Here is a 26865-nt window from a genome sequence, read left to right on the forward strand (position 1 = left end):
TGTCATCCTCCTTGTTTTGCATGTCTGTTCGATTCGCTCGCACGACCGTCTACATGGGGCGGGCCTGTTGCGAGCTTCGCCAGAATACGTGAAACCGCGCGCCACGTTTGATAGAGGGGACTCTAATCGAAACAACCCGCATGACGCGGGCTGTTTCGTGACTTTGGTGACCGATCAGTTGAGCTGATACGAGAATGCGGCGTTGATGCGCGGGCTGCGTGACGCGCTTTCGACCGGTGCGTCGCCCACCGGTTTGGCGACGTTCAGATCGAGGCTGTAGTAGCGGCTGTCCGTGAGCCGTACGCCGATGCCGACCGACGACGTGCGGCTCGGCGATGGCGTGCCCGAGTGCAGATACACGCGCGCCATGTCGTATGCGACGTACGGCGTGATCGATTTCAGATACGTCCAGCCCGGTGTGAAACCGCGGTTGACTTCCAGTGACATCCCCCAGCCGGAGTCGCCCGACGTTTCGCCCGGCTGGTAGCCGAGCGCGTAACGGGTCGAGCCGAACGAGATCTGTTCGGACGTCGGCAGCGAGTCCGGACTGTATTGCCCGGTCAGCGAAACCGACGTGCCGATCCGGAACGGCCATTCGTTCGTCTGCGTGAAGGTCGCGCCGGTGCGGACGAAGGTCAGCGAGATCGGGTTGTCCACCGAGGTCGTTGTCGTACCGACGGTGATGTCCTGCGCTTTCGACGCGCCGAGGATGTTCAAGCCCTTCGCAACGTTGACGCTCAGCTTCTGTACCTGTTTCGGCTGGACGCTCGTGTAGTCGAGCTGCAGTTGCATCACGCGAACTTGAGATCGGTTATCGAGGGTCGCGCCATTGATCTGGTTCTGGTAGCGGTCCTCGTTGTGCGACGCATAGCCCGACACGGTGCCGAGCAGGCTGCGCTGATTGTTCAACAGTATCGGATAGGATGCCGAAAGACCGAGCTTCTCGTTCTTCACGGTGCGCTCGACGTATGACGGCAGGCCTGGATTATTGGTCGGCTTGCCGCGATAGGTGCTGGCATCGAGGCGCGTAATCAGGCCACTGCTGCCGACGGGCACCGCGCCGCTGAACGCGAAGTAGGTCTGCTTGTCGCGTCCCGGCGGCGCGAGCGCCGAGATGCTCAACTGCTCGCCGAACGACGTGAGGCCGTTTTCGGTTGCGGTGATGAGGCCCTGGACGCCCGGATGGTTGAAGTCGATACCCGTGCTGACGTTGAACGGCTTGCGATCCACCGCGAGTTCGAGCGTCGTCGCGCCGTCGGTGGTTTGCGGCGGCGGGACATTCGCCTTCACCGTGAGGCCGGGCAGTAGGCCGAACGTGTTCACGTAGCGCTCGAACGTCGCGCGGCGCAGCGGGCGATCGGCCGTGATGTGCGCGGCGATCGCGCGAATCTTCGGTTCCATCGCGCCGGGTTTGCCGGTGACCTTGACGTCCGACACGTAGCCTTCGACCACCGTGATGCGCACGACGCCGTTCTCGAACGTCTGCGCGGGAACGAACGCGAACGACAGTGCGTAGCCGCGTTCCTGGTACAGCTTCGTCACGCCGTTGGCGGTTTCGATCAGCTCGCCGATCGTGATGTCCTTGCCGACGAGCGGTGTGAAGCGGCGCGTGATTTCCTCGAACGGCACCGACTTCACGCCTTCGACCTGGAACGTCGTCGGCGTCAGGTGCCGCGACAGCAGCTCCTGCAATTGCGGCGCCTGCGGTGCGACCTGAACGGTGACGTTCGGGCCCGTCTTCGGTGCGTTGATCTGGGGGAGGGAATCGAGCGGGTTACCGCCGACGCGCGTTTGCGCCTGTGCCGTGCCAGCTGCCGCGATGGCGAGCAGCATCATCCATCTGTCGAGTCTGGATTTCATTGTTCTTCCTCGTAGGCCTTGCTTTTCGTGTTCTTTGTAATGCCGGCGCACGACACCAGGGTGTCGCGCGCCGCGTGCCGCAATGCCGGTTGTGTCTGTACGGCCGCGCCATTCGCTCCGGCTGCGATGACCCGACCGTCCTCCTTACTTGCCCACGCTACCCAGCGTACCCAGCAGTCCCGTGACCGGTGCCAGCAGGCCCGTCGAACCACTGCCCGACGATGCCGTACCCGACACGCTGCCGACCAGCGACGTGACCGGCGCGAGCGGGCTGGAGCCCCCGGATCCTGCTGCACCGCCAACTGCTCCGGTGACAGTATTCAGCAAACCGGTGACGGGCGCGAGAGGGTTTGCACTGCCTGCGCCACCCGTTGCGCCGCCCAGTGCGCCGGTCACCGTGGAGACGAGGCCGGTCACCGGCGCGAGCGGGCCGCTGGTCGAGCCGCCCGTTGCACCGCCGAGCGCGCCCGTGAGCGAGCCGAGCGGCGTCGAGCCGAGACCCGACAGCAAGCCGCCGAGCGGGTTCGTCGAACCGGAACCCGACGACGAGCCGCTCGCGACAGTTGCCGTCGAGCCGCCGACGAGGCTCGTGATCAGGCCGGGGATCGGTGCCGCGCCGTTCGGGCCGTTCGGATTGACGAGGCCGCCCGCGTTGGTCACGGTATTGCCGACCGCGGTCACGAGCTGGCCGACGTCGCCGACGAGCGGCTGGCTCGACGTGCCGCCGACTTGCTTGCCGGCCGAGCTGATTGCGCCGCCGATCTGGCCGAGCAGGCCCGAGACGGGTTGGCCGAGGCCGGTCGTCGTACCGACCTGCTGCGCGACCTGGCCGGCGGTGATCACGAGCGGCGTGATCGCCGAGCTGATCGGTTGCGTGACCTGCTGCACGGCGCCCGACGACAGCGTCGAGCCGATCGTCGTGCCGGCGGCCGTTAGGCCGTTGGCAACCGTATCGAGCACGGTGCCGACCGGCGTCGTGACCGGCGCGAGCGGTGCCAGCGGGCCGGTGCCCAGCGCCTTGACCGTCGAGCTCAGGCCGGACACCGTGTTGCTGGTCGCGCCGACGACGTTGCCCAGACCGGCAACCGTGGTGCCGACCGGATCCTTCGTCGAGCCGATCTGCCCCAGCCCGTTGCTCACCGCATCGGCGGCCGCGCCGACGATCGTGCCGGTGCTGGAGAGCGTGCTGCCGACGCCCTTCGTCACGCCGTCGCCGAGGCCCGGCAGGCTGATGTTGCCGACCGTGCTGCCGAGGTCGGTGGCCGTCTGGCCGACCGTGCTGACGACGCCCTTGGTGCCCGTCGGCGAGCCGCTGGTGCCGCTCGTACCGGGCGTGCCGCTCGTGCTCGGGTTGTTGTTGTCGTTGCTGCTGGTCGGCGGCGAGCTGACGCCGCCACCGCCGCACGCGGCCAGCAGGCACGCGGCGGCGAAGGCGGTGAGGGGCACGCGCCATTGGCGCAGGGCGACCGTCGTGATGGAACGTTGCTGGGACATGATGGACTCCTCGCTGTCTTTTCGATGAATGGATGTCGGATTACTTGCCGTGCGTGCCGCCGAGCAGGCCGCCGATCAGCGACGTGACGGGCGCAAGCAGATTCGACGACGAGCCCGAGTTCGTGACGGCACCCGTGCCGCCGCTCAGTGCCGGTGCGCCGACCGTGCTGGTAACCGTGGAGACGGCGTTCGTCACCGGGGCGAGCGGGCTGCTGCCGCCTGCGCCGCCTGTTACGCCGCCGAGTGCGCCCGTGACTGCGCCGAGCAGACCCGTGACCGGCGCGAGCGGGCCGCCGCTGGTACCGCCTGTTGCGCCGCCGAGCGCGCCGGTGACCGTCGAAACGAGACCCGTGACCGGTGCGAGGGGGCCGCCGCTACCGCCTGCTGCGCCGCCCAGTGCGCCGGTGACCGTCGAGACGAGGCCCGTGACCGGTGCGAGCGGGCCGCTGCCGCCGCCTGCTGCGCCGCCGAGTGCGCCGGTGACCGTCGAGACGAGGCCCGTGATCGGTGCGAGCGGGCCGCTGCCGCCGCCCGTTGCGCCGCCGAGTGTGCCGGTGACGGTCGAGACGAGGCCCGTGAGCGGGGCGAGCGGGTTGGTCACGCCGCCGGTGCCCCCCGTGAGCAGGCCGCCGACGGCCTTCACGGTGTTGCCCGTCGACGAGACGGTGTTGCCGAGGCCGGTGGTGACCGGGTTGCCGCCGGTAGAGGCAAGCAGGGCGCCGGCCTGGTTCAGCCCGTTGCCGATCGTGCCGAGCAGCGTGTTGACCGGTGCGCCGAGGCCGGTTGCCGTGCCGATCGTCTGGGTCGTCTGGCCGACCATCGTCGTGATCGGCGTGATGGCCGAGCTGACCGTTTGCGTGACCTGCTGAATCGGGCCCGTCGACAGGGCGTTGGTGAGCGTGGTGCCGCCGTTCGACACGGCGCCGCCGAGCGTCGATACGAGGCCGCCGACGGCGCCCGTGACCGGCGCGAGCGGCGACAGCGGGCCGCTGCCGAGGCTCGTGACCAGGTTGCCCGTTTGCGTGACCGCGCCGCCGAGCTGATTGACCACGCCGCCGGTGCTGGCGACCGTGGTGCCGACCGGATCCTTCGTTGCGCCGAGCTGGCCGAGGCCGCTACCGAGGCCGTTGCCCAGGGCGGTGACCGCGCCGCCGACGCTTTGCACGATGCCGCCCGCGGCTTGCGTGGTGGCCGGATTGACGCCCGGCAGCGACTGGCTGCCGATGACGGAGCCGAGACCGGAGACGGTGCCGCCGACACTCGTGATGATATTGCTGCTGCTTGCGAGGACAGTTCCCACCGGGTTCGACGACACACCCGAGGTGCCGGACGTACCGCTCGTGCCCGAAGTTCCGCTCGTGCCGGACGTGCCGCTCGTACCCGAGGTTCCGCTGGTACCGGACGTGCCACTCGTACCCGAGGTGCCGCTGGTGCCGGAGGTACCGCTCGTACCCGAGGTGCCGCTCGTACCGTTGCCGCCCGACGTGGAGATCGTGTCGCCGCTGCCCGAGCTGGAGCCGCCGCCGAGACCCTGGCTGATGGAGCCGGAGCCGCCGCACGCGGAGAGGGAGAGCATGGCTGCAACGGTGGCCGCGATCAGAGTCGTCCGGAACACGCCATGAGGGATAACCTTAATGTCCATTTCTTCCTCGCATTAAAAATGTGTTTGTGAACTGCGTTGTGTTGAGTGGTGCGAGGAGTACTCTGCAACTGTCGTGCCATTTCGATACCCGGCGGGTCGGCGACGGGTTTTAAACGACGCAATTCCTTGTGGGAGAAGGAAGTTACGGGAATTGAAAGATTGTTGAATCTGTTTAACTGCGGATGAATGAGAACGGTTTCGGCCGTTTCGTAACGTAACGTCACAACATTCGCGTTACGCGTGCGGCGTAACGTGGGGGCCCACGCAGGCTTAGTGGACGAGGCAATGGTTTTACTGGTGGATTAGGCGTGCACATCTAACCTATCGTAAATCCTATGTGTAAGTCGTACCGAAACGCCGTACAAATACGTTGTGCTCCTGATCATTTTTTCCGGCTGAGCGGTTGAAAAGAGGTTGGAATTTAAATAGGAACGGATATAGAATCGGGAGCAGATGTAAGCAAATGTACGGTTCGGTACACTACGTTCGAGGAGGAGCGCTATCGCGAATGTTAACTTGCATCAAATCGTGAGCAATGCCCTTCGGGGCGACCTATAAAGAAAGCGCACCCGGTTGTCGTTACAGCAGATGTAGCGAACGGTTGGGGCAAACGGCCAGATATGCGGGGACGTATACGTATAAAAGGCCAGAAAACGTAAATACAGGCACGAGGAATAAAATGAAAGCAATCATCAAGCGTTTCCTTAAGGAAAACGACGGGGTTACCGCGATCGAGTATGGGCTGATCGCGGGTCTGATCGCTGTCGCGATCGTCGCCGGGGTGACGAACATCGGCAGTAGTCTCGGTAACATGTTTACCAATCTCGGCACGTGCGTGTCGTCTCCTTCGTCTACGAACTGTTCTTCCACCGCGATTCGGGCAACCCCTGCGGGCTAAGCCGACTTCTTCTTTTCCGGAAGTCGTCGTGGCGCAGTAGCGGGCGGACTGCTTCGGTAGTCCGCCCGCCCTTGTATCTGCTGCGGGTCGTGGTGCGATGGGACATCTCATTTTTAGCGGGGTATTTCTGACCTGGGCGGGTTTGGTCATGGTCAGTGATATTCGTTTCCGCCGTATTTCGAACGCGCTTGTCATGGCCGGATTAATCGGTGGGGTCGGCGCTGCATGCGTCGCCGCGAGTCCATTTGGTATTTCGATGCATCAGGCAGTGGTCGGCATGCTGGTCGGCCTGATCGGGCTGATACCGTTCTTCCTTCTGCGCGTCATGGGCGCAGCAGACGTAAAAATTTTCGCCGTCCTCGGTATCTGGTGCGGTGCGCATGCGCTGCTTTGGCTCTGGGTAGCGGCCAGTCTGGCTGCAGGGCTGCACGCGCTCGCACTGATGCTACTGTCGCGCACGTCGTTCCGGGGCTTGTGGCGGCGGCGCGAGCCGGCGCTGATACTTGGCAAATATCGGGCGACGCCCTATGCCGCGTGCCTCGCGGTACCGGCTGCTGCATGGCTGATCTATCTGATCGCAACAGAGGGCGTGCGATGAAACAACAGAGCACGTGTCAGGGATGGCGAAGGCAACGTGGAGCGACTGCGGTCGAGTTTGCCATCGTGTTCCCGCTGTTCTTCGTGATTTTTTACGCAATCCTGAGTTTCGGGATGGTTTTCGTCATTCAGCAAAGCTTGACATTGGCCGCCAGCGAGGGGGCACGAGCAGGATTGAGTTACGCACCGGATCTCACGACGCGCGTCGCGAACGCCAAGACGACCACGCAGAACGTTCTCGGTTGGCTGAACAGTAGTCCGCCCAACGTGGTGGCGCAGCAGTGCAACTACAACGGTACGCCTACACCGTTGTTGTACTGCCTGACAGTCACGGTGAGCTATACGCCCGATAGCTGGATGACAATCATGCCGTTTTTGGGGACGATCATGACCCAACCGCTGACCGGTACGGCAGTGGTGCAAATTCCACAGTCGATGCTGTGAGTTGGACATCATGAGGCGATAGGTATGTCATACACAAATCGCGCGACAAGAAGAAGCTAACTGGATTTTCATTCCGGTATCCATACGACAACATGGCCAACAACTTAACGAAGATCATTGCGGGACTGCTGATTGCGGTCGCCGTTTTGCTCGGAATCTATGCATGGGTGCTCGGACGCAGCGCTTCAAGTCCCGCGCCGGCGCAGCCGGTGACGGTGGCAACGACGACTGCGGTGCCGATCGTGATTGCAACGCGTACTTTGCCTGGGGGGCAGCCGATTCCAGCCGATGCGCTGAAGGTCCAAACGACTGCGCCGGCACCGGCAGGCGCGTTCAACGACCCCGCTCCGCTTGTTGGCCGCGTGCCGATTCGTGATATTCCGGCCTCGGCCCCGGTCGTTGCGGATGCACTGGTGTCGGGGCTTGCCGAGGACGTGCAGCCTGGCGAGCGCGCGGTTGCGGTTCGCGTCGACGAAACGAACGCGGTCGGCAACCGGATTCGGCCCGGGAATTTCGTCGACGTGTTCCTGAATCTGAAACGCGAAGCCGGCAGCACGATGCTCGACGGCGAGGTTTCGCAGACACAGGCGCGGCTGCTGTTGTCGAAGGTACGGGTGCTGTCGTTCGGCGATGCGACCACCGAGCGCGACAGCGGCAACAACAACGGCGGTAACGGGCAGCCGACCGGCGCCCGCATCGCGGTGCTCGCGGTACCGACCGCGCAGGTCGATGCGCTGACGCTCGGCGAGGCGAGCGGCCGGCTGACCTTTGCATTGCGCAATCCGCGTGACGACGAACTTGCGCTACAGACGGTTGCGGTACGTACGGACAACAAGCTGTCGCCGTCGGCGCTGGCCGCTGTTGGTGTCTCGCTGCAACAACTGTCCGGCACACCGAGAACGCCGGTCGCCAGCGCGAACCTGCCGCCGTTGCCGTCGCATCTGCCACCGCCTGTGCGGGCGAGCGGGGGCGGCAGCAGCGGCAGCATTGAAGTGATTCGCGGCGGCCGGTCGGAAACGGTTGCCTATTGAACCAGATCGACGGCCATCGATATCAGCGACGACGAGCAAAAGGCCGCGCGCGGTCTACCAAACAATGAAAAACACACTGATTGCATTCGCGATTGCCATCTGCTTCATGACCTTCGCCTCGTTCGCGAGCGCGAGCACTACGGTCGAGCTCGCGGTCGGCGCACAACGGCAGATTTCGGCGGGCCGCACCCTGCAGCGCGTCGCGGTCGGCGATCCGGCAATTGCCGACGTGCTGATCATGAAGGGCAGCCGCTCGGGTTCCGTGCTGCTCACCGCGAAGGCTCCCGGCGCGACGAACGTGATGCTGTGGGAGCGCGGGCGCGACGAACCGACGATCTGGAACGTCGAGGTGGTCGACGCGGCCGCGCAAGCCGTGCTCGACGGCGCTACGCCGCGGGTCAATGCATACGGCGGAACGGCCGTGCTGCAAGGCTCGGCCGCGTCGCTCGAGGCACATGCGCGTGCGGCCGCGGTCGGCAAGAACATGAGCGGAAAGGGCGCCGTGATCGACCGCTCGACGGTACCCGGCAAGAGCGTCGTCCAAGTTGACGTTCGGGTCGTCGAATTCAGCCGCTCGGTGCTCAAGCAGGTCGGCTTCAATTTCTTCAAGCAAAGCAACGGCTTTTCGTTCGGATCGTTTTCGCCGGGTGGCGTGCAATCTTATAGCGGCGGTTCGGGTCCGGGGACCGGGGGATACGTTCCGACGCTCGGGTCGCCTGTCGCGTCCGCATTCAACCTTGTCGTGAATGCAGCCGGACGCGGCATATTTGCCGATTTGTCTCTGCTCGAGGCGAACAACCTGGCACGTGTGCTGGCGGAGCCAACATTGGTCGCGCTGTCCGGGCAGAGCGCAAGCTTCCTTGCAGGCGGCGAGATTCCGGTGCCATCGCCGCAGGGGCTTGGTTCGACGGCGATCCAGTGGAAGCAATACGGCGTCGGGCTTTCGTTGACGCCGACGGTTCTGAGCCCGAACCGGATTGCGCTGAAGGTCGCGCCCGAATCGAGCCAGCTTGACTTCGTGAACAGCGTGACGATCAGCGGCGTCGCAGTGCCCGGCATTACGACGCGCCGTGCGGACACGACCGTCGAACTGGGCGACGGAGAGAGTTTTGTAATTGGCGGCCTGATCGATCGGCAGACGATGTCGAACGTGAGCAAGGTGCCATTGCTCGGCGATCTGCCGATCATCGGGACGTTCTTCAAGAATCTGAGCTATCAGCAGAACGACAAGGAACTGCTGATCATCGTGACGCCGCATCTCGTCGCGCCGATCGCGAAGGGTGCAGTGCTGCCCGCGACGCCCGGCGAGTTGTCCGAGCAGCACGACGGGCCGGTCTGGAAATCGTATCTGGGCGGAGCCGCGTCGCCGGACGCTGCTCCCGGATTTTCGAAATGAGCGGAATGTCTCGCGGCTTGCGAAGCATCGCCACGTTTTGTGTAATCGGGGGTGTTCGACATGAACGCGCGAATTCAATCATTGTGTGAACCCGCCGTGACCGACTATTTCGTTTGTGCGTCGCAGCATGAGGCGCATGTCCACTGGCTGGCCGATACGCTCGTATCGGCCGGCGCGGTCGAGGCCGCGTCGCTCGAACCGGGTGTGCTGGCGCAGCGCATTACGGGCATCAATCCGGCGCTCGTCTTCATCGATTTCTCGGACGGCAGCACGGCGGCGAGCATTGCCGCGGCTGCGATTCGCGCCACCCATCCGGGGCTTCCGATCGTCGCGCTCGGTTCGCTCGCACAGCCGGAGAGCACGCTCGCTGCATTGCGCGCCGGTGTCCGCGATTTCATCGACGTGTCGGCACCGGCGGAGGATGCGTTGCGCACGACACGCGGATTGCTGGCGAATGTCGGCGAGCCGGCGAGCCGCCACGGAAAACTCGTAGCGTTGCTCGGCGCACGCGCAGGCATGGGAGTAAGCACGCTCGCAGCGAATCTGGCCGTATGGTTGCAGAAGCGCGCAGTGAATTCGGAAGGGGCCGGCGTGCCGAACGGCGGGACGCCGGCCGGTCGCCAGACCGCGCTCATCGACCTCGGGCTGCCCGCGGGCGACGGCGCGCTGTTCCTGAATACCCGCTGCGAATTCCATTTCATCGATGCGGTCCACAACCTGCGCCGCATCGACCGGACCTTCGTGAATACCGCGCTGACACGGCATGAGAGCGGCGTCGCATTGACGACGCTGCCGGCGGATCTCGGTGGGCTGCGCGACGTGTCGTACGCGTCGTGCGCTGGTTTGCTGAACCGGTTTCGCGCATTCTTCGATCAGCAGATCGTCGACCTCGGCGGCTTTTCGAACCGCGAATTCGTTGCACAGATCACGAGCTCGGCCGACGAAGCGTGGCTCGTCTGCGATCAGGGTGTCGCGTCGATCGTATCGGCGGCCGATCTGCTCACCGGGTTGCGCGATGCGGGTGTCGAGACCGATCGCGTACGGCTCGTCGTCAACCAGTACGACTCCGCACTTGACCTGACGGCCGCCCAGATTGCAGAGCGCCTCGGGCTGTCGCTGGTCGGCACGTTGCCGTCGCGCCGCGTCGCGATCGGCCATGCGGCAAATCAGGGCCGACTCATTGTCGATATGGCGGAGCGCGACCCGTACGTGCACGCCCTCGAGTCACTCGCCGCGCGTCTGCCCGGCGTATCGGTCAGAACGGCCACACCACGTCCGGCGTTCGGCCTCTCCGCGCTGAAGCGCTTCATTCAACCTTCGTCCAAGCGGTCGTAAGCGATGGCACACGACATTCAATTTGCCGACGGCGCAGCGCCGTTCTCCCAGACGCAACAATTCCACGACATCAAGAATTCCGCGCACGAGCACTTGCTGACGCGCATCGAAGAATTGGGCGCCGAATTCGGCAGATGGTCCCGCCAGGCGATCAACCAGTTCGTCGATCTCGAGATCGACAGCTTCGTGCGCCTGCGCCGTATTCCGCTCAACGAGAACGAGGTACGGACGATCGCGGAGGCGCTGACGAAGGAACTCGCGGGTTTCGGCCCGATCGAGGATCTGCTCGCGGACCCGGCCGTCGAAGACATCCTGATCAATGGCTACAACGACGTGTACGTGTCCCGTCACGGGATCCTCGCAAAGCTGCCCGTGCGCTTCACCGACAACGCACATCTGTTGCGGATCGTGCGGCGGATCCTCGCGCCGATCGGCCGCCGTCTCGACGAGTCGAATCCGATGGTCGATGCACGGCTGCCAGACGGCGGCCGCGTGAACGTCGTGATCGAGCCGCTGTCGATCGACGGTCCGGTCGTATCGATCCGGAAATTCCGCAAGGATCCGCTGAAACCGTCCGACTTGCTCGGCAACGGGACGTTCAACGAAGAGATCAACACGTTGCTTCAGGCGGCAGTCGAGGCTCGCTGCAACATTCTCGTGTCAGGCGGTACGAGTTCCGGCAAGACGTCGCTGCTCAACGCGCTCGCATTTCATATCCCGGAGATCGAGCGTGTCGTGACGATCGAGGATACGGCCGAGTTGTCGCTGAACCACCCGCACGTCGTGCGGCTCGAGAGCCGTCCGGGCGGGTTCGACGGTACCGGGGTCGTGTCGATTCGCGACTTGCTGCGCAATACGCTTCGGATGCGTCCGGACCGGATCATCGTCGGCGAAGTGCGCGGCGGCGAGGTGCTGGAAATGTTGCAAGCCATGAACACGGGTCACGACGGCTCGATGGGCACCGTGCATGCGAGTTCGCCGCGCGAGTGTCTGTACCGTCTCGAGATGCTTGCCGGTTTTGCAGGTTTCCAGGGCACCGAGTCCAGCCTGCGCCGGCAGATCGCGAACGCCATCGACTTCATCGTGCAGATTGGACGCCTGTCGAACGGGCGGCGACGGATCCTGTCGATCACCGAAGTGACCGGGCTGTCCGACAACATTATCGCGACGCAGGAACTTTACCGCTACGAAGCGCGCGTGACGCCGGAGGGCGAGGAAGTCGACCACTGGGAAACATTGGGCATCCATCCGCATTCACCGAAGCTCGCGCGCTTCCGTCAGACGCTGACGAGCGGCGGGTTCGGCGATGGCGGATTCGGCGGCGGCTTTGGCGGTGGCGGGTTCGGCCGAGGCGGCGGGGGCTTCAATGTATAGCGCGATGGTATGGGTGCTGGCGATCGCGATGCTATGCGTCGCGGCTGCGATGATGCTGTGGCGTCACGCAGAGACCCGGCGCGTACGGACCGACGCGAAGCGCTTCATCGACAGCCGGCTCGAACCTGGTGCACGCGTCGCCGCACAGGCGGCCCGTGCGCAGGCGGCTGGTGCCGTGCGAGCCGCGCAACAACCGGGTGCGGCACGGAAGGGGTCGTCCGACGCCTTCTGGGTGCACTGGTATGCGATCGCATCCGAATATCTGTCCAACCTTGCAAGTCGTGCGGGGATAGACGATGCGCGCGGCAAGGCGCTCGTCGCGCTTGCAGTACTCGTCGCGGCTGCATTCATCGCGGGCAGTCACGGCGGCGTGCTGGCGTGTTTTGCGGCGATCATTTGCGGCAGCGCGATACTCGGCGTCTGGCTCGCGTCGCGGATTCAGCGGCGACGGTTGAAGATCGTCCGGCAGATCCCGTCGTTCCTCGACGGGATCGTGCGTCTCGTGACGTTGGGCAATAGCGTGCCGGCTGCTTTCCAGTCTGCCCTGTTGACGACCGAGGAGCCGTTGCGGGGCTGTCTCGACGTCGTGTCGCGGATGCTGCGCGGCGGTATCGAGATCGACCGCGCCATGATGCACATCGCGAAGATCTACCGGACGGAAGAGTTTGAGCTCGTCGGCTCGGTACTGCGCTTATCGGTCAAATACGGTGGGCGCGCTGACGTGATGCTCGAGCGGATGGCCGTATTCATGCGCGATCTCGAGCAAGCCGAGCGTGAATTGACTGCGATGTCGTCGGAGACGCGGCTGTCCGCGTTCGTCCTCGTCATGCTGCCGATTGCAATCGGCAGCTTCGTCGTGATGACCAATCCGAAGTATCTGTACGGGATGTGGGGTGATCCGAGCGGGCGGTCGCTGCTCATGATCGCGTTCCTGGCCCAAGTGGTCGGCAGCATATGGCTGTATCGAATGGCTCGACTCAGGTGAGGCTATGACAGCAACTCAAATCGGAGCGATTGCGTTGGCCGTGGGCGCGCTTGGGGTACTGCTGCTCGGTATGGTTGCGATGTTGCGGGCGAATGCTGCGGCGCGTGCCGAACGAGCGTTGGTCGATGCGCTGGATCGACGCATGGCTGCACTTGAGGCAGCGAAAGCGCGGCCCGCGCAGGATGGCGATGCGCCGGCGAAAGCCAACGTACGCGGCGGGCAACGTGTCGAACGTTGGCTGGATCGCCTGTCGGCGGCAGGCATGCGCTGGCTGGATACCGGATTCGGTAAATACGCTGTCGCGGAAGAGGATCGTCGCCTGTTGGAGCAATGCGGATATGTCGATGCACGCACGCGCGGGCTGTTTCTGAGTGCGCGGGTCGCGTGCGGGATTGCGTTGCCGCTGCTGTTCGCTATCTTCGCGAGTGGGCGCACGAAAGGCAGTATCTGGATGGTCGGCATGTGCGTCGCCTTCGCGCTCGGCTTCATGCTGCCGAAACTCTATGTGCAGCGCCGCGCAGCATCGCGGCGGCAGAGCGTCGTCGACGAACTGCCGCTACTCGTCGACATGTTGCGTTTACTGCAAGGCGTCGGTCTGTCGCTCGATCAAAGCCTCCAAGTCGTGACGAACGATTTTCGCGGGATGCTGCCGGTCCTGTCGTCGGAGGTGGGAATCGCGCAGCGTCAGTTCGCCGCGGGCCGGACCCGCGAGCAGTCGCTGCAACGGCTGTCGAGTGGATTCGACAACGAGGATTTGCGCGCGATCGTGCGATTGATGATTCAGGTCGACAAGCATGGCGGTGCGGTGCAGGAACCGCTCAAGCAGTTCGGCGACCGTTTGCGCGAGACGCGTCGAGCGATGCTGCGCGAACGGATCGGTAGGTTGACGGTAAAGATGACGGGCGTAATGGTGCTGACGCTGTTACCCGCTCTGCTGATCGTAACGGCGGGGCCGGGCATGCTGGCGGTGATGCGCGCGTTGTCGTCGCAGCATTGAAGGATGGAAGGACAGACGATGAAGCGAATCGACAAAGCGGTAACCCGGGCGGGCATGCTGGCGGTGGCGTTGCTGCTCGGCGCATGCGCAACCAAGGAAAGCGGGTACGGCGTCGGCGCGCAGACAGAGCGTGCGGCACTGATGCAAGCAGCAGATCAAAAGCAGTCCGTGCCGGATACGCCGGGGATGTATCTGGGTCTGATTCAGCGCATGCAAGCGCAGGGCCTCTATTACGCTTCACTCGCGCACATCGATGCATATGACAAGACATACGGTGTCATGCCGGAATCGATCCTGTTGCGTGCGGATGCGCTACGGATGACCGACCAGCCGGCAGCAAGCGCGGCCGTGTATGCACAGTTGCTGAAGACGCCGCTCGCCGCGCGCGGTTATCGCGGGTTGGGATTGCTTGCAGGCGCCGCGGGCGATTTCGACCGGGCCGTGCAGGCGCTGACGCAAGCGTCGGAGCTCGCGCCGACGGATCCGTCGCTACTGTCCGATCTTGCTTACGCGAAGTTGCGCAGCGGCGATGTCGTCGGCGCGCGAGTGCCGCTGATGAAAGCTGCCGAACTCGATCAGCGCAATCCGAAAATCGTCAGCAACCTTGCGCTGTATCTGTTTGCGGCAGGACGTGCGCAGGACGCGCAACGGCTGATGAATCAGCAGCATCTGTCGACGGAGATTCGCAAGGACATCAACGGCGACGCCGCGAAGATTGCTGCAGCGGTGCGTGCGCAGCAGCGCGCGATCGCGACACCGCCGGTTGTGTCGCGGCGCGGTGCGACGACGCCGATCACGCCGATGGCGAACAACTTCGGTTACGACCAGACTGTGCCGCTGCTGCAACGGTTTGCACAATGAACAGATATCCGGGGAACGACATGAACGACAACACACACAATCGAAGCGCATGCGCGGGCCGGATTGCGACGCTGGTCGCGATTATCTGCGTCGTAACGGGTTCCGGCGCTGCGTACGGTCAAGACACCGTGACGCTGGGTGCGTCCGACGTCGGCCGCTCGACCAAAGACTGGCTCGCGATGCAGCGCGACAACCGCGCGGCGGCGCCGACGCAACCCGTGTTCGGCGACGTCGCGTCGCTTGCGTACCAGCGCTATCTCGATTCGTTCAAGAACAAGATTCCGGATTCGATGAGTTCGCAACTCGGCGCAGTGGGTGGCATGTCGGGCGGCGGGCAGGGCGCGCAATAAGCGGGATGACCATGCGCGCAGATCAATCGCACGCGGCGCGGCGGGGAAGCGCCGGCAGTCCCGGGAGAAGTCGCCAGCGCGGTAGCGTCGCGATCATGGCGACGATCTGGGCGCTGGTTGCGATCATTATCCTGGGCGCGATCGACGTCGGCCATTTCTATGCCGAAAGACGCCGGATGCAAGCGGCGGCGGATCTGGCCGCGTTGTCGGCGGTTTCTCAGGTTACGACCGACTCGACTTGCCAGGCCGCGAAGACCGCAGCCGGTCAAATCGCGAACCCGGCGACGAATGCATTGCCATCGGGCTCGAATGTTTTCGTTTCGTGCGGTATCTGGACCGCACCTCAAGGCAGCGGCAGCGCGCAGTTCACATGGGTGTCGGGCGACCCGATCAGCGGCAACCAGTGCGCGGGTCTGTCGGTTGGAGCAATCAATGGGCAGCCGACCAACGCCGTTTGCGTCACGGTAGCCGAGCCGGTCGACGGGATTTTTCGAGGTGGCGTCACGATCAGCGGATCTGCCATTGCCAAGAGCGTACCCACCGACACTTTTACGCTGACAACGTCGGTTGCAGCGTTGAATGGTGGGTTGGCCAACCAGTTGCTCAAGGCGCTGACTGGATCAAACGACAACGCCCTGAATCTCCAACTGGTTGACTATCAGGGACTCGCACAAGTCAATTTGAAGCTTGCCGGCATTCTTGCCAATCTCCCCGTCGGCACCAGTACGGGCGTGCTGAATGGCACCGTGACGCTCGGTCAACTGGCCAACGCCGCGGTACAGGCCGCGACGCAACAAAGCGTCGCCGCGGCGAACCTGAAGGTCCTGAACGCACTGGTTATCGCCCTTTGTCCGGCTGGAGTCTGCGGCGGGCCGCAGATCGCGCTCGGTCAACTGGTTTCCGCTGCGACTGCGACGGGAAGCTCTGCCGTCAACGCTAGCGTCAATGCGCTCGGTTTGCTGTCTACTGCGTTGCAGCTCGCAAACGGCACGAATTCGGTCAGCATTCCGAGTGTTACCGTCCAGACGCCGACATTGCTCGCACCGTTGCTAAACGTGACCGTGTCGGGCTCCGTCAAGCTCGGCGCCAATCCACCGACCACCGCGAGCGGTCCGCCCGGGCCGGCGAATTGCGCGACCACCAATTGCACGACCAACACGTCGACCGCACAGGGGAACGTGTTCCTCAATACGTCGATCTCGCTGCTGTCGACCTGCTCGAACGGCGCGCTGGTCTTTCCGGGCGGCAGTTGCTCGTCCGGCTCGGCGACGCCGCTTGCCGCTGTGCAATTGCCGATCACCGCCTATGTGGCGCCGGCGACGGCGGGTCTGATGTCCATCACCTGCACCGCGGACGGCACGAAGACCGCGCAAGTGAACGTGCAGACCGGGGTCGTGGCCGTGTACATCGGCGGTTCGGCGAATACGCCGATCAACCTCAACGCGCCTTCCGGATATACGACCGGCAGCGGAACCCCGATCACGCTGGTCGCCGTGAACCTGCAGAGCCTGCAGAGCCTGCTCAGCCTGCTGGGACTCAATACCGTGATTTCAGCGCTTAACGTGTTGACGTTGGGGCTGATCAACCTGAACCAGATATCCGTCAATATCAGCTTGAAGCCCGGGCAGTTGACGGTCCCCGTTGCCAATCAAACGCCGACGCCGCTGACGTTCACGTATCCCGGCCCAGGCTCATCCGCTTCGCCGAGTCCGGCGTCGCCGTATATGCTGGGCACGGGAACGGACCAGTTCCTGTCACCGGCGGTTCAGGGTATCGTCGGCAGCGGCCTGTCGGTTTCCGTGTCGGCAAACGGCGGATCGGCATCGGTGCTGGCCGGCATCTTGAACCCGTTGCTGGATATCCTGACCGGGCCGCTTCTGACAGCATTGGGAAGCACCCTCGTTCCGCTCCTCCTGCAACCGATCGATTCGCTCCTGACTTCCGTCACGGGCCTGCTCGGCCTGAGCCTGGGAAACGCCTATGTCACCAACACACCGGATTCGATCAAATGTGGCGATCCCATGCTGGTTCAATAAATGCCTGAACGGTCCGTTATCGAAGCAGGCGGCATCGCAGTCGCACGCATTCGACCACTGATCTGCAATGCCAAGCAACCCGTCAATTACTGAAGCCGCATCCGAAACATGAGAACCACGCCCGCAATCGAAGAGCTCGACCTGTACGTCTGGGAAGGCAAGGCGGACATCGTCGACCGCGTCGCCCGATGCATGGCGAGCTTCGACGTCGAAGTGATCCGCGCCGACAACGCGACGGTCTCGCCCGAGCGCGCCGCGATGCGGCGGTCGCTGGCGATCATCAGCGTGACGATGATCGAAGGCGGCGCGGCATTCCTGCGCGACTGGCAGGCCAACATCGGCATGCCGGTGGTCTGGGTCGGCGCGGCGCGCGACCACGACGCGTCGCAGTATCCGCCCGAGTATTCGCACATCCTGCCGCTCGACTTCACGTGCGCCGAACTGCGCGGCATGATCGGCAAGCTCGTCACGCAACTGCGCGCGCACGCAGCCGAAACGTTGCAGCCGTCCGAACTCGTCGCGCACTCCGAATCGATGCAGGCGCTGCTGCACGAAGTCGATACGTTCGCCGACTGCGACACCAACGTGCTGCTGCACGGCGAAACCGGCGTCGGCAAGGAGCGCATCGCACAACTGCTGCACGAAAAGCATTCGCGTTATCGACACGGCGAATTCGTGCCGGTGAACTGCGGCGCGATTCCGGACGGCCTGTTCGAATCGCTGTTCTTCGGGCATGCGAAAGGATCGTTCACGGGCGCGGTTGTTGCGCATAAAGGCTATTTCGAGCAGGCGGCCGGCGGCACGCTGTTCCTCGACGAAGTCGGCGATCTGCCGCTGTATCAGCAGGTCAAGCTGCTGCGCGTGCTCGAGGACGGCGCGGTGCTGCGGGTCGGCGCGACGGCGCCGGTCAAGGTCGATTTCCGTCTGGTCGCGGCGAGCAACAAGAAGCTGCCGCAGCTCGTGAAGGACGGGCTGTTCCGCGCCGATCTCTACTACCGGCTCGCGGTGATCGAGTTGAGCATCCCGTCGCTGGAAGAGCGTGGCGCGGTGGACAAGATCGCGCTGTTCAAGTCGTTCGTGGCGCAGGTGGTCGGCGAGGAGCGGCTCGCCGAGTTGTCCGATCTGCCGTACTGGCTCACGGATTCGGTCGCGGACAGCTATTTCCCCGGCAACGTGCGCGAACTGCGCAACCTTGCCGAGCGCGTCGGCGTGACGGTGCGGCAGACGGGCGGCTGGGATGCCGCGCGGCTGCAGCGGCTGATCGCGCATGCACGCAACTCGGCCCAGCCGGTGCCGGTGGAAAGTGCGGCCGAGGTGTTCGTCGATCGCAGCAAGTGGGACATGAACGAGCGCAATCGCGTGATCGCTGCGCTCGACGCAAACGGTTGGCGGCGTCAGGACACGGCCCTGCAGCTCGGCATCAGCCGCAAGGTATTGTGGGAAAAAATGCGCAAATATCAGATCTTCGACGAAGAACCCGAGACCCGCGAAAGCGAGTAATTAATGAGATAAAATCGCGGTGAATTACAACGACTCGGGCGGGGAATAAAACTTCATGAGCCATATGACGGGGTGGGGGCGGGTGAGCGTATTGCTCGCGATGATGGGAGGCATTCAAGGCGCGTTCGCGCAGGGGCTGGCAGGCAGCGATTCTCCGGCGGTGCAGCAGGCGTCGGCGCCGGTGGCCGCGATTCCGGTGATCGATTCGCCGGCGCAGACGTCGGTGCAGCCGCAGGCCGGCGAGACGACGGGGCCGAGCACGGTCGACGACTTGCAGCGCCAGATCCAGGCGCATTCGCTGACGGAAATGCGCACGAGCTACAACGGCAGCTACGGCGCCAGCCTGCTGTTCAACGTCAAGGACGGTGCGTATTTCGTCGCGCTGTTCCAGCAGAAGGCGTTCTGGCGCGTGATCAAGACTTACGACGAAACGCGTGCGGAAGCGATCTATCGCGATTTCTCGCACCAGGCCGAGCGGCTGGCCGTCAACGAACTACGCGCGGCGAAGCTCGAATCGCAGAAGGCGCAGATGGACAAGCAGATCGAAGTCACGCAGGACCGCGCGCGGCGTCTGCAGGCGGACATCTCGATCGCCCGCCAGCAGCAGGCGGCGGTGACGGATCGCCAGAAGAGCGTGCGGAGCGAAACGGCGGCGCTGCAGGCGCAACAGGCCCAGCTCCAGTCGCAACTGCGGGCGTTGCAGCAGCAGGTGCGTTCGCTGCAGCGCGAGGCCGACGCGGGCCTGCCGACGACGGCCCGCTGAATCCGGTAACGGCGGTGCGGCGACGTGCCGCGTCGGCCGTACCAGTGAAAAAGTGAAAAGGGCAAGCCGGTTGGCTTGCCCTTTCTGTTTTACTGGCCGTCCGGCACGATTCGCCGGCGGCGCGTCACGATGACCGGCCCGGTGCCGCCGCGGGAATCCGACGGCGCGGCGTTGCCGGCTGCGTCGCCGGTGTCGCGCGGCGCGCCGTAGCTTTCACGCGGCTCGCGCGGTGCGCCGTAGCCTTCGCGCGGCTCACGCGGGGCGTAACCTTCGCGCGGTTCACGCGAACCGTAGCCTTCACGCGGCTCGCGGGAGCCGTAACCGCCGCCGTCGCCGCGCGATTCGCGCGGGCCGCCATGCGAGCCGTACGGGCTGTGACCGCCGCCTTCACGGCCGCCGGGGCGACCACCGGTGCGCGGGCCGCGGGGGCCGCCGCCGGGGCGCGAACCGCCCGTGTCGAGCTGGATCGTGGAAATCGCACGCTTGTAGATGCCTTGCAGACCCACGGGGGTGCGCAGCATCACCAGATACTGGTCGAACGACTCGATACACCCCGTCAGACGAATGCCGTTGACGAGATAGATTTCGACACGCTTACGTTCCTTGCGCGCCGAATTGATGAAGTCGTTTTGCGGATGGGATTCTGCGGGATTGGCCATTGAGGTGCGGCAGGAGCCTGCGTCAGAGAATATGTTGTGCGTGTGTGTGGCGTGTTCGTCCACAAGGCGTTTGGCGGAATTCTACCCTGTTCGATAGGGAAGCGCGCAGTCGTGATTGTGTCGAACCGTAACCCACTATAGACGTTCCGGCGCATTTTCGCGATTAGGCCAAACGGCCTAAGTCATTTCGTTACGTCGCGTTACGAGTCTCGCAGCCCCGTATCACCTCGGTGCGCGCGCCGCGCTTACATTGGTCGCGCGAGCCGGGCGGGCCGGCTTATCTGGGATCCGGAGCATGAACAAGAAGCAAGTGGCAGGAGTGATCGGGAGCATGGCGTTGCTCGTTTCGGGTAGTGCAATGGCGGGGCATGTGGACCTGTCGGTCGGCATCGGCGTACCGGTCGCGCCGGTGTATGTCCAGCCGGCGCCGGTCTATGTCGCGCCGCAGCCCGCCGTCGTCGCCTATCCGGGCTATGGATACGACTATTACGGCGATGACGACGACGATCGCTACCGCAAGTGGCGCAAGCACTATTACAAGCACTGGCATCGGCACCACGGCGACGACGATGACGATTGAGCCCGCAGCGGCCCCCGCCGGCGCGCGTCAGAACGCGTAGTCGGGGTTTTTCGGGTCGAATGCGGTGTCGTCGAGGGGCGTCGGCGCGATTTTCTCGATGACGATCCGCTCGAAGATCCTGCCGTCGTTGTCATAGGACTCGACGGTCCGGAAATAGGGCGCGTGCAGGTCGAGCCCCAGTACTTCCTTTTTCGCATAGAACTGCGGCCGGCCGGTCGGCGTTTCGTAGGTGAGCGCCACGACGCGCACGCCGCCGATCGTCCTGGCTTCCACGTCGGTCGGCCGCTCTACGCCGGCTTCCAGGTATTTCTTCCCTTCGGTCAGGTACAGGTTCGCGATGAACTCGGTGCCGAGATCCTTCACCTGATGATTCGACTGGGCGCGCGCCAGCGCGCCGTCGATCGCCGTCCATAACGGAATCTTGCCGAGCAGGCCACCGAGATGGCCGTACATCTCGTCCTTGCGCTGCGTCGTGTCGTAGATCGTCTCCTGTCCGGCATGCGCGCCGCCCGGGAGCCATTTCGCATACACGCGCAGCGGGTCGCGGGTCGTCTTCACGAGCATGCGGTCGGGCGTGTCGGACCATTTTCCGCTGATGCGCTCCTGGCGCACCATCGTGAACTGGTAAGACGGATAGCCGTTGGGGCCGTTACGGATATAGAGCGGCACGGCCAGCGGATCGAGCGCCTTGAAGAGCGCCGTGAGCGTCGCGTCGTCGAGTTGCGCGAGCGTGCCGCGCTGGGCCGCCGTGCGCAGCCAGCGCGCTTGTTGCGCGGGCGGTTCGTGCGTGACCTTCGCGAGATCCGCGGGTAGCGCGGCTGCCGGTGCCGCGCTCGCGGCGCCGGCCGTTTCCTGTGCATGCAGGCCCGCCTGCGCGAGCGACAGCACGCACGCGACGGCCGCCGCGGCGGCATGCCGCGCGCGGCGCTTCATTCCTTCGTTCATCGACGGCGTCTCCCGGAACAATGGATCGTTCAGCCTTGCTTCGCGGCCTGAATTTTGGCGAGTTCCTCGTCGCGCAGCGCGCGCCGCAGGATCTTGCCGACGTTCGTCTGCGGGAGCGCGTCGCGGAACTCGACGAATTTCGGCATCTTGTAGCCGGTCAGGTTCTTGCGGCAGTGCGCGAGTACGTCCTCGGCCGTCAGCGACGGGTCGCGGCGCACGACGAACACCTTGATCCGTTCGCCCTGTACCTCGTCCGGAATGCCGATCGCCGCGGCTTCGCTGATGCCGGGATGCATCACGAGCACTTCCTCGATCTCGTTCGGATACACGTTGAAGCCCGACACGAGGATCATGTCCTTCTTGCGGTCGATGAGGCGAATGAAGCCGTGCTCGTCCATCACGCCGATGTCGCCGGTGGCGAGCCAGCCGTCGGCGTCGATCACCTTGGCCGTCTCGTCGGGGCGCTGCCAGTAGCCGCGCATCACCTGCGGGCCGTGCACGCACAGCTCGCCCGGCTCGCCGATCGCGGCCCAGGTGCCGTCCTCGCGACGAAAGCGCACGAGGGTCGACGGCGCGGGCAGGCCGATCGAACCGCTGAACGCGGCCATGTCGTTCAGGTCCACGGGATTCATCGTGACGATCGGCGAACACTCGGTGAGGCCGTAGCCTTCGACCACCGGCCGGCCCGTCACCTGCTGGAAGCGCTCGGCGACCGCGCGCTGCATCGCCATCCCGCCCGCCATCGCGAGCTTGAGCTTCGAGAAATCGCGCTTGCGGAATTCCTCGTTGTCGAGGAACGCGTTGTACAGCGTGTTGATGCCGGTGATCCCCGTGAACGTCTCGTGGCGGATGATCTTCATCACCATCTTCATGTCGCGCGGGTTTGCGATCAGGATGTTGCGCCCGCCGAGCCCCATGAAGATGAACGCATTCACCGTCAGCGAATAGATGTGATAGAGCGGCAGCGGCGTGAGCACGGTTTCGACGTCGCCCGATACCTGGTCGGCGATCCAGGCCTTCGCCTGCAGCAGGTTCGCGATCAGGTTGCCGTGCGTGAGCATCGCGCCTTTCGCGACGCCGGTCGTGCCGCCCGTGTACTGCAGGAACGCGAGATCGTCGCGCGTGATCCGCACCGGTTGCGGCTTGCCGCGCGCGCCGAGCGCGAGGGCGGAGCGCAGTCGGGTCGCCTGCGGCAGGTGATAGGCCGGCACGAGCTTCTTCACGTGCTTCAGCACGAAATTGATCAGGCGTCCTTTTGCGTTGAAACCGTCGGCGAGCAGATCGCCGAGCGCGGTGACGACGATGTGCTTCACCTGCGTTTCCGGCAGTGCGTCCTGCAGCGTGCGCGCGAAGTTCTCGAACACGACGATCGTCTGCGCGCCGCTGTCCTTCAACTGGTGTGCGAGTTCGCGCGCGGTATAGAGCGGATTCACGTTGACGACGATCGCGCCGGCCTTCAGCGTGCCGAACAGCGCGACCGGATACTGGAACGTGTTCGGCAGCATGATCGCGACGCGGTCGCCGGGCTTCACGCCGAGGCTTTGCAGATACGACGCGAACGCGTCGACTTTCCGGGCGAGCGTGCGGTAGGTCATCGACGCGCCGGCGCTCACGTAGGCGACGCGGTCGGCGAAGCGGGTCGTGCATTCGTCGAAGAACTGCACGAGCGACGCATATTGCGTGACGTCGATCTCGTGCGGGACGCCGGGCGGGTACGACGCGTACCAGACGGCGTCGGTGTTCGGCGGAAGGTGGGCCGACGTGGGTGCTGCGGAAGATGACATGACGTGTCTCCGGTCTTGGCTCTCGGCGGAGGGCTCGCGCGCAAGCGCCTGCCCATGCCCCGTGCTTCGCGGCCGGCGCGGGCGTCTCGGCGCCGCGCACGACCGCGCGTATCGATCAAATCGTGAACAGGAAGCCGCGCGTGGCCTCGCGCGCTCAGTTCGTGGAATGCAGCGTCGCCGTCTCGGCGCTCGTCGGGGCCGACTGCGGCAGCCCGAACGCTTCGCTCGCGCCCGCGTCGTCGAGCACCGCCGCGAAGATCGACAGTTGCGCGCTGTCGGGCATCGGCGCCTTCAGCGCGGCGACGATCAGCGACGACAGCCGCGCGATCATCTGCACGTCGTTCATCGTGCGGCCTTGCGAGAATTCGTCGATCAGGCTTTCCGTTTCGGCGCCCGCGAGCGCGCCGGACAGCGCGCCGATCGCGAAGTGCAGCCGCCAGCCGAGCTCGGTGCGCGGCAGGTGCGGCAGCGCGCGCTGGAAAGCGTCGAAGAAGCGGCCCGCGACGCTCGCGTAGTGCGCGGTCAGGAAGTTGCGCACGAACGGCGAGGGATCGGTGTATGCGCGGCCGATCAGCCGCAGGAACCCCGGCCCGCCGCGTTCGGGATTGCGCGATGCCTTCAGCGCCGGAATGAACATCGCGCCGAGCACGTGCTCGCAGGTAATGTGCGTGCCAAGTTGCGCGTCGAAGCGGTCGAGGATGCCGAGGCGCTCCTGGTTCAGCTGGTCGAGCCGGCGCGACAGCATCGCGTGGATCAGCGCTTCCTTGCTGCCGAAGTGGTAGTTGACCGCGGCGAGATTGACCGCCGCGCGCGAGGTGATCTGCCGCATCGACATCGCTTCGAAGCCATGTTCGATGAACAGATCCTCGGCCGCATCGAGAATGCGCGCCTTCGTCCCGCCGGTCTGCCGCGTGCCGGATGATCGCGCCCCGGACGGCCGTCCCGCAGATGGCCGCCCCTCCTGACTTACTGCCATGTTCCGCCTCCCATGCCGGTTGCCCGGCCGCGAACAGGTGATTTGATTATCTGATTCAAACGGTCGTTTTCATTAAGATAAAAAAATGCGGGCGGGGCGGGCAAGCGGGGAATCTGGACCAATTCCTCTAGTTCAATGTGCAAGTGCGGAAAGCGCGACGCGCACCGCCGGCCGGGCGGGGCGCGCGCGATGATGCGGCGCCGCAACGCGCGGGTTCACCCGGCGGTGGTACGCGTATTGACCGATTGCGTCATGTCGATGCCGCGCCGCTCGCGGCTGAACAGGATCAGCACGGCGATCGCGACGGCGACGATGCCGGCGACGAGCGCGAGCGCGAAGCTGTAATTGTTGTGGTTCGACACGGCGAGCGACGCCTGTATCGTCGCGTTGCCCGAGGCGAGCAGATTGCCGAGCTGATAGACGACGCCGGGGAAGGTCGCGCGGATTTCGTCGGGCGAGATCTCGTTCAGGTGAACCGGTATCACGCCCCACGCGCCCTGTACCGAGATCTGCATCAGGAACGCGCCGGCCGCGAGCGCGACCGCGCCGCTCGAGAACGCCCAGAGCGGCAGCACGGGCAGGGCGATCAGCGCGGCGATGAAGATCGCGCGGCGTCGGCCGATCCGCTCCGAGATCGCGCCGAACGACAGGCCGCCGACGATCGCGCCGATATTCAGCACGATCGTGATCCACGACACGGTATGCGGATCGAAGTGATGCTGTTCGCGCAGGAACGTCGGATAGAGATCCTGCGTGCCGTGCGAGAAGAAGTTGAACGCGGTCATCAGCACGATCGCGTAGATCGTGAGTTTCCAGTTCTGCTTCAGCGTGGCGCCGAGGCTCGGACGCTGACGCTTCTCCATCTGTTTCCATGCCGGCGATTCGGGCACGTGCGCACGCACGTACAGCACGAGCAGCGCAGGCAGCACGCCGACCATGAACATCCCGCGCCAGCCGATGTATTGATAGAACAGCCCGAACACGATGGACGCGAGCAGATAGCCGCTCGGATAGCCGGCCTGCAGCAGCCCCGACACGAAGCCGCGCGCGTGGGTCGGCACGGTTTCCATCGTCAGCGCGGAGCCGACGCCCCATTCGCCGCCCATCGCGATGCCGAACAGCGCGCGCAGCACGAGCAGCGCGGTGAGGCTCGGCGCGAAACCCGACGCAAGTTCGAGCAGCGAATAGCACGCGATGTTGACCATCAGCGTCGGGCGGCGACCGAAGCGGTCGGCGAGTCGGCCGAAGATCAATGCGCCGAGCGGGCGCATCGCGAGCGTCAGCGTGAGCGCGAACGCGACGGCGGGGATCGTCGACGCGAATTCCGCGGCGATGTCCTTCAGCACGAAAACCATCAGGAAAAAATCGAACGCATCGAGCGTCCAGCCCAGGTAGGCGGCGATCGTGACGTTGCGTTGCTCGCGGGTCCAGCTCATGTCCGGGTCTCCTCGTTGGCTTGCGCGCTCGCGATATGCATGCGGATGCCGGCCCGGCTCGCGCGCGGCGCGGGGGCACTGATCGAGTGTAGGCTTCCGCGCTGCGCGATGTGGGGCGCGATAGCCGCGAATCGGGAATAATCCCTACGAAATGCACTGTTTCGGAAACGGAAACGGGACCGCGCGCGACACGCGACAGGTATCTGTATCATTCCGGAAGGCTTTTTGTATCAATTCTGTAATGCGCTCGATGCGCCATGCCACCGAATCAGGAGTCCAGATGAACGACCGTTGTGACGACACATTGCCCGTGCTGGAAACCGCGCGGCTGTGGCTGCGTCCACGCGTGCTGGCCGATCTCGATGCGTGCATCGAGATGGACCGCGATCCCGAGGTCACGCGTCACATCGCTGGGCCGTGGCATGACCCCGTCGAGCATCGGCGCTTCGTCACGCACCGCATCACGCGCGACTATCCGCCGGGCCTCGGCTACTGGTCGATCTTCGAGAAGGCCGCGCCCGAGGTGTTCATCGGCTGGATCCTGCTGATCCCCGACTATGAGGGCGGGGCGCGCGACGTCGAGATCGGCTGGCGGCTCGTGCGTGCGACGTGGGGGCGCGGCATCGCGAGCGAAGCCGCGGCGGCCGTCGTGCGGCATGCGTTCGACACCGTGCGCCTGCCGCGCGTGATCGCCGATATCGCGGAGACCAACCTCGGCTCGCTGAACGTGGCGCGCAAGCTCGGCATGCGGCGCGTGAGCGTCGTGCACGACGGCATTCCTTACGTTCGCCATCGTCTCGAACGCAACGATTTGCGCGCGTAGTGCGGCATCGTGCGCGCGACAGGTGTCAGAGATCGTCAACCGGACGCGCATCGAGGTCATGACGGATTAACGGCTTGCGCGATCAGGAGTATCGTTGCC

At 64.6% G+C, this 26865-nt stretch carries 25 protein-coding genes; 16 read left to right on the plus strand and 9 right to left on the minus strand.

The genetic code is table 11. The annotated features are described in order from the left end of the window. Positions 1-174: 174 nt before the first annotated feature. The 3 genes from CFB46_RS11495 to CFB46_RS11505 form a co-directional block, all read right to left on the minus strand. On the minus strand, positions 175-1860 hold the full coding sequence (locus tag CFB46_RS11495; protein ID WP_089500001.1) for a ShlB/FhaC/HecB family hemolysin secretion/activation protein: 1686 nt from the start codon (positions 1858-1860) through the stop codon (positions 175-177). A gap of 144 nt (positions 1861-2004) precedes the next feature. Beyond that, positions 2005-3354 (minus strand): collagen-like triple helix repeat-containing protein, encoded by a 1350-nt coding sequence (locus tag CFB46_RS11500; RefSeq protein WP_089500002.1) that lies wholly within the window; start codon positions 3352-3354, stop codon positions 2005-2007. A gap of 40 nt (positions 3355-3394) precedes the next feature. Further along, a complete protein-coding gene (locus tag CFB46_RS11505; RefSeq protein ID WP_089500003.1) occupies positions 3395-4996 on the minus strand; it encodes a collagen-like triple helix repeat-containing protein in 1602 nt (533 codons plus the stop codon). Between the two features lie 679 nt (positions 4997-5675). Between CFB46_RS11505 and CFB46_RS11515 the strand changes: the two genes are divergently transcribed. The 4 genes from CFB46_RS11515 to cpaB all read left to right on the plus strand — a co-directional run bounded on the left by CFB46_RS11515 (position 5676) and on the right by cpaB (position 7966). Further along, positions 5676-5894, plus strand: a complete 219-nt coding sequence (locus tag CFB46_RS11515; RefSeq protein WP_089500004.1) for a Flp family type IVb pilin — start codon at positions 5676-5678, stop codon at positions 5892-5894. Between the two features lie 97 nt (positions 5895-5991). Beyond that, positions 5992-6492: an A24 family peptidase gene (locus CFB46_RS11520; RefSeq protein WP_089500005.1), complete on the plus strand. Its 501-nt coding sequence runs from the start codon at positions 5992-5994 to the stop codon at positions 6490-6492. Next, on the plus strand, positions 6489-6935 hold the full coding sequence (locus CFB46_RS11525) for a TadE/TadG family type IV pilus assembly protein (protein WP_089500006.1): 447 nt from the start codon (positions 6489-6491) through the stop codon (positions 6933-6935). The genes CFB46_RS11520 and CFB46_RS11525 overlap by 4 nt, the downstream gene beginning before the upstream one ends. Before the next feature lie 92 nt (positions 6936-7027). After that, positions 7028-7966 carry a Flp pilus assembly protein CpaB gene (gene cpaB, locus CFB46_RS11530; RefSeq protein ID WP_089500007.1) on the plus strand — a complete coding sequence of 313 codons (939 nt, stop codon included), beginning with the start codon at positions 7028-7030 and terminating at the stop codon, positions 7964-7966. Positions 7967-8020: 54 nt separating this feature from the next. Here cpaB and CFB46_RS36360 read toward each other — a convergent pair whose 3' ends face one another. Continuing rightward, entirely contained in the window at positions 8021-8239 is a 219-nt protein-coding gene (locus CFB46_RS36360) for a hypothetical protein (RefSeq protein ID WP_256980664.1), read from the minus strand. Here CFB46_RS36360 and CFB46_RS11535 point away from each other — a divergent pair. From CFB46_RS11535 to CFB46_RS11580, 10 genes are all read left to right on the plus strand, one after another. Then, entirely contained in the window at positions 8139-9362 is a 1224-nt protein-coding gene (locus CFB46_RS11535; RefSeq protein WP_256980662.1) for a type II and III secretion system protein family protein, read from the plus strand. The genes CFB46_RS36360 and CFB46_RS11535 overlap by 101 nt on opposite strands. 60 nt (positions 9363-9422) lie before the next feature. Further along, entirely contained in the window at positions 9423-10697 is a 1275-nt protein-coding gene (locus CFB46_RS11540; protein WP_089500396.1) for a fimbrial protein, read from the plus strand. A 3-nt stretch (positions 10698-10700) separates the two neighbouring features. Further along, positions 10701-12071, plus strand: coding sequence for a CpaF family protein (locus tag CFB46_RS11545; RefSeq protein WP_089500009.1), 1371 nt, complete (start codon positions 10701-10703; stop codon positions 12069-12071). After that, the gene (locus CFB46_RS11550; protein WP_089500010.1) at positions 12064-13056 is read left to right on the plus strand and encodes a type II secretion system F family protein; all 993 of its coding nucleotides are present in this window, start codon (positions 12064-12066) and stop codon (positions 13054-13056) included. Before CFB46_RS11545 ends, CFB46_RS11550 begins: the two co-directional genes overlap by 8 nt. A 4-nt stretch (positions 13057-13060) precedes the next feature. Beyond that, complete coding sequence (locus tag CFB46_RS11555; RefSeq protein ID WP_089500011.1) at positions 13061-14053, plus strand: type II secretion system F family protein; 993 nt, start codon at positions 13061-13063, stop codon at positions 14051-14053. An 18-nt stretch (positions 14054-14071) separates the two neighbouring features. After that, on the plus strand, positions 14072-14914 hold the full coding sequence (locus CFB46_RS11560) for a tetratricopeptide repeat protein (RefSeq protein WP_089500397.1): 843 nt from the start codon (positions 14072-14074) through the stop codon (positions 14912-14914). A gap of 20 nt (positions 14915-14934) precedes the next feature. Beyond that, positions 14935-15264: a DUF3613 domain-containing protein gene (locus CFB46_RS11565; protein WP_089500012.1), complete on the plus strand. Its 330-nt coding sequence runs from the start codon at positions 14935-14937 to the stop codon at positions 15262-15264. A gap of 11 nt (positions 15265-15275) precedes the next feature. Further along, positions 15276-17300 (plus strand): pilus assembly protein TadG-related protein, encoded by a 2025-nt coding sequence (locus CFB46_RS11570; protein WP_227789513.1) that lies wholly within the window; start codon positions 15276-15278, stop codon positions 17298-17300. A 108-nt stretch (positions 17301-17408) separates the two neighbouring features. Beyond that, the gene (locus CFB46_RS11575) at positions 17409-18800 is read left to right on the plus strand and encodes a sigma 54-interacting transcriptional regulator (protein ID WP_089500014.1); all 1392 of its coding nucleotides are present in this window, start codon (positions 17409-17411) and stop codon (positions 18798-18800) included. 55 nt (positions 18801-18855) lie between these two features. Beyond that, complete coding sequence (locus CFB46_RS11580) at positions 18856-19563, plus strand: DUF2968 domain-containing protein (protein ID WP_089500015.1); 708 nt, start codon at positions 18856-18858, stop codon at positions 19561-19563. An 89-nt stretch (positions 19564-19652) separates the two neighbouring features. On the opposite strand, the gene hfq is transcribed toward CFB46_RS11580, so the two are convergent. After that, a complete protein-coding gene (gene hfq, locus CFB46_RS11585) occupies positions 19653-20222 on the minus strand; it encodes an RNA chaperone Hfq (protein WP_089500016.1) in 570 nt (189 codons plus the stop codon). Positions 20223-20517: 295 nt separating this feature from the next. On the opposite strand from hfq, the gene CFB46_RS11590 reads away from it, so the two are divergent. Then, the gene (locus CFB46_RS11590; protein WP_027784303.1) at positions 20518-20802 is read left to right on the plus strand and encodes a hypothetical protein; all 285 of its coding nucleotides are present in this window, start codon (positions 20518-20520) and stop codon (positions 20800-20802) included. A gap of 27 nt (positions 20803-20829) precedes the next feature. Here the strand turns inward: CFB46_RS11590 and CFB46_RS11595 are convergent, their stop codons facing one another. The 4 genes from CFB46_RS11595 to CFB46_RS11615 all read right to left on the minus strand — a co-directional run bounded on the left by CFB46_RS11595 (position 20830) and on the right by CFB46_RS11615 (position 25943). After that, entirely contained in the window at positions 20830-21747 is a 918-nt protein-coding gene (locus tag CFB46_RS11595) for a DUF1571 domain-containing protein (protein ID WP_089500398.1), read from the minus strand. 29 nt (positions 21748-21776) lie between these two features. Further along, complete coding sequence (locus CFB46_RS11600) at positions 21777-23531, minus strand: AMP-binding protein (RefSeq protein ID WP_089500017.1); 1755 nt, start codon at positions 23529-23531, stop codon at positions 21777-21779. Positions 23532-23685: 154 nt separating this feature from the next. Then, a complete protein-coding gene (locus tag CFB46_RS11605; RefSeq protein ID WP_027784306.1) occupies positions 23686-24507 on the minus strand; it encodes a TetR/AcrR family transcriptional regulator in 822 nt (273 codons plus the stop codon). A gap of 215 nt (positions 24508-24722) precedes the next feature. Beyond that, positions 24723-25943, minus strand: a complete 1221-nt coding sequence (locus CFB46_RS11615) for an MFS transporter (RefSeq protein WP_027784307.1) — start codon at positions 25941-25943, stop codon at positions 24723-24725. 280 nt (positions 25944-26223) lie between these two features. On the opposite strand from CFB46_RS11615, the gene CFB46_RS11620 reads away from it, so the two are divergent. Beyond that, positions 26224-26766: a GNAT family N-acetyltransferase gene (locus CFB46_RS11620; RefSeq protein ID WP_089500400.1), complete on the plus strand. Its 543-nt coding sequence runs from the start codon at positions 26224-26226 to the stop codon at positions 26764-26766. Positions 26767-26865: the final 99 nt, after the last annotated feature.

It is taken from the genome of Burkholderia sp. HI2761 (assembly GCF_002223355.1).
In the GTDB taxonomy this organism is placed as follows: Bacteria; Pseudomonadota; Gammaproteobacteria; order Burkholderiales; family Burkholderiaceae; genus Burkholderia.

Bases quoted from the DNA above. Each gene is read 5' to 3' on its own strand.
- CFB46_RS11500 (WP_089500002.1), bottom strand. From the start codon at position 3,354: ATGTCCCAGCAACGTTCCATCACGACGGTCGCCCTGCGCCAATGGCGC.
- CFB46_RS11555 (WP_089500011.1), top strand. From the start codon at position 13,061: ATGACAGCAACTCAAATCGGAGCGATTGCGTTGGCCGTGGGCGCGCTT.
- CFB46_RS11620 (WP_089500400.1), top strand. From the start codon at position 26,224: ATGAACGACCGTTGTGACGACACATTGCCCGTGCTGGAAACCGCGCGG.
- CFB46_RS11560 (WP_089500397.1), top strand. From the start codon at position 14,072: ATGAAGCGAATCGACAAAGCGGTAACCCGGGCGGGCATGCTGGCGGTG.
- CFB46_RS11615 (WP_027784307.1), bottom strand. From the start codon at position 25,943: ATGAGCTGGACCCGCGAGCAACGCAACGTCACGATCGCCGCCTACCTG.
- CFB46_RS11595 (WP_089500398.1), bottom strand. From the start codon at position 21,747: ATGAACGAAGGAATGAAGCGCCGCGCGCGGCATGCCGCCGCGGCGGCC.
- CFB46_RS11520 (WP_089500005.1), top strand. From the start codon at position 5,992: ATGGGACATCTCATTTTTAGCGGGGTATTTCTGACCTGGGCGGGTTTG.
- CFB46_RS11605 (WP_027784306.1), bottom strand. From the start codon at position 24,507: ATGGCAGTAAGTCAGGAGGGGCGGCCATCTGCGGGACGGCCGTCCGGG.
- CFB46_RS11495 (WP_089500001.1), bottom strand. From the start codon at position 1,860: ATGAAATCCAGACTCGACAGATGGATGATGCTGCTCGCCATCGCGGCA.
- CFB46_RS11550 (WP_089500010.1), top strand. From the start codon at position 12,064: ATGTATAGCGCGATGGTATGGGTGCTGGCGATCGCGATGCTATGCGTC.
- CFB46_RS11570 (WP_227789513.1), top strand. From the start codon at position 15,276: ATGCGCGCAGATCAATCGCACGCGGCGCGGCGGGGAAGCGCCGGCAGT.
- CFB46_RS11515 (WP_089500004.1), top strand. From the start codon at position 5,676: ATGAAAGCAATCATCAAGCGTTTCCTTAAGGAAAACGACGGGGTTACC.
- CFB46_RS11540 (WP_089500396.1), top strand. From the start codon at position 9,423: ATGAACGCGCGAATTCAATCATTGTGTGAACCCGCCGTGACCGACTAT.
- CFB46_RS11580 (WP_089500015.1), top strand. From the start codon at position 18,856: ATGAGCCATATGACGGGGTGGGGGCGGGTGAGCGTATTGCTCGCGATG.
- CFB46_RS11600 (WP_089500017.1), bottom strand. From the start codon at position 23,531: ATGTCATCTTCCGCAGCACCCACGTCGGCCCACCTTCCGCCGAACACC.
- hfq (WP_089500016.1), bottom strand. From the start codon at position 20,222: ATGGCCAATCCCGCAGAATCCCATCCGCAAAACGACTTCATCAATTCG.
- CFB46_RS11505 (WP_089500003.1), bottom strand. From the start codon at position 4,996: ATGGACATTAAGGTTATCCCTCATGGCGTGTTCCGGACGACTCTGATC.
- CFB46_RS11525 (WP_089500006.1), top strand. From the start codon at position 6,489: ATGAAACAACAGAGCACGTGTCAGGGATGGCGAAGGCAACGTGGAGCG.
- CFB46_RS11575 (WP_089500014.1), top strand. From the start codon at position 17,409: ATGAGAACCACGCCCGCAATCGAAGAGCTCGACCTGTACGTCTGGGAA.
- CFB46_RS11565 (WP_089500012.1), top strand. From the start codon at position 14,935: ATGAACGACAACACACACAATCGAAGCGCATGCGCGGGCCGGATTGCG.
- CFB46_RS11590 (WP_027784303.1), top strand. From the start codon at position 20,518: ATGAACAAGAAGCAAGTGGCAGGAGTGATCGGGAGCATGGCGTTGCTC.
- CFB46_RS11545 (WP_089500009.1), top strand. From the start codon at position 10,701: ATGGCACACGACATTCAATTTGCCGACGGCGCAGCGCCGTTCTCCCAG.
- cpaB (WP_089500007.1), top strand. From the start codon at position 7,028: ATGGCCAACAACTTAACGAAGATCATTGCGGGACTGCTGATTGCGGTC.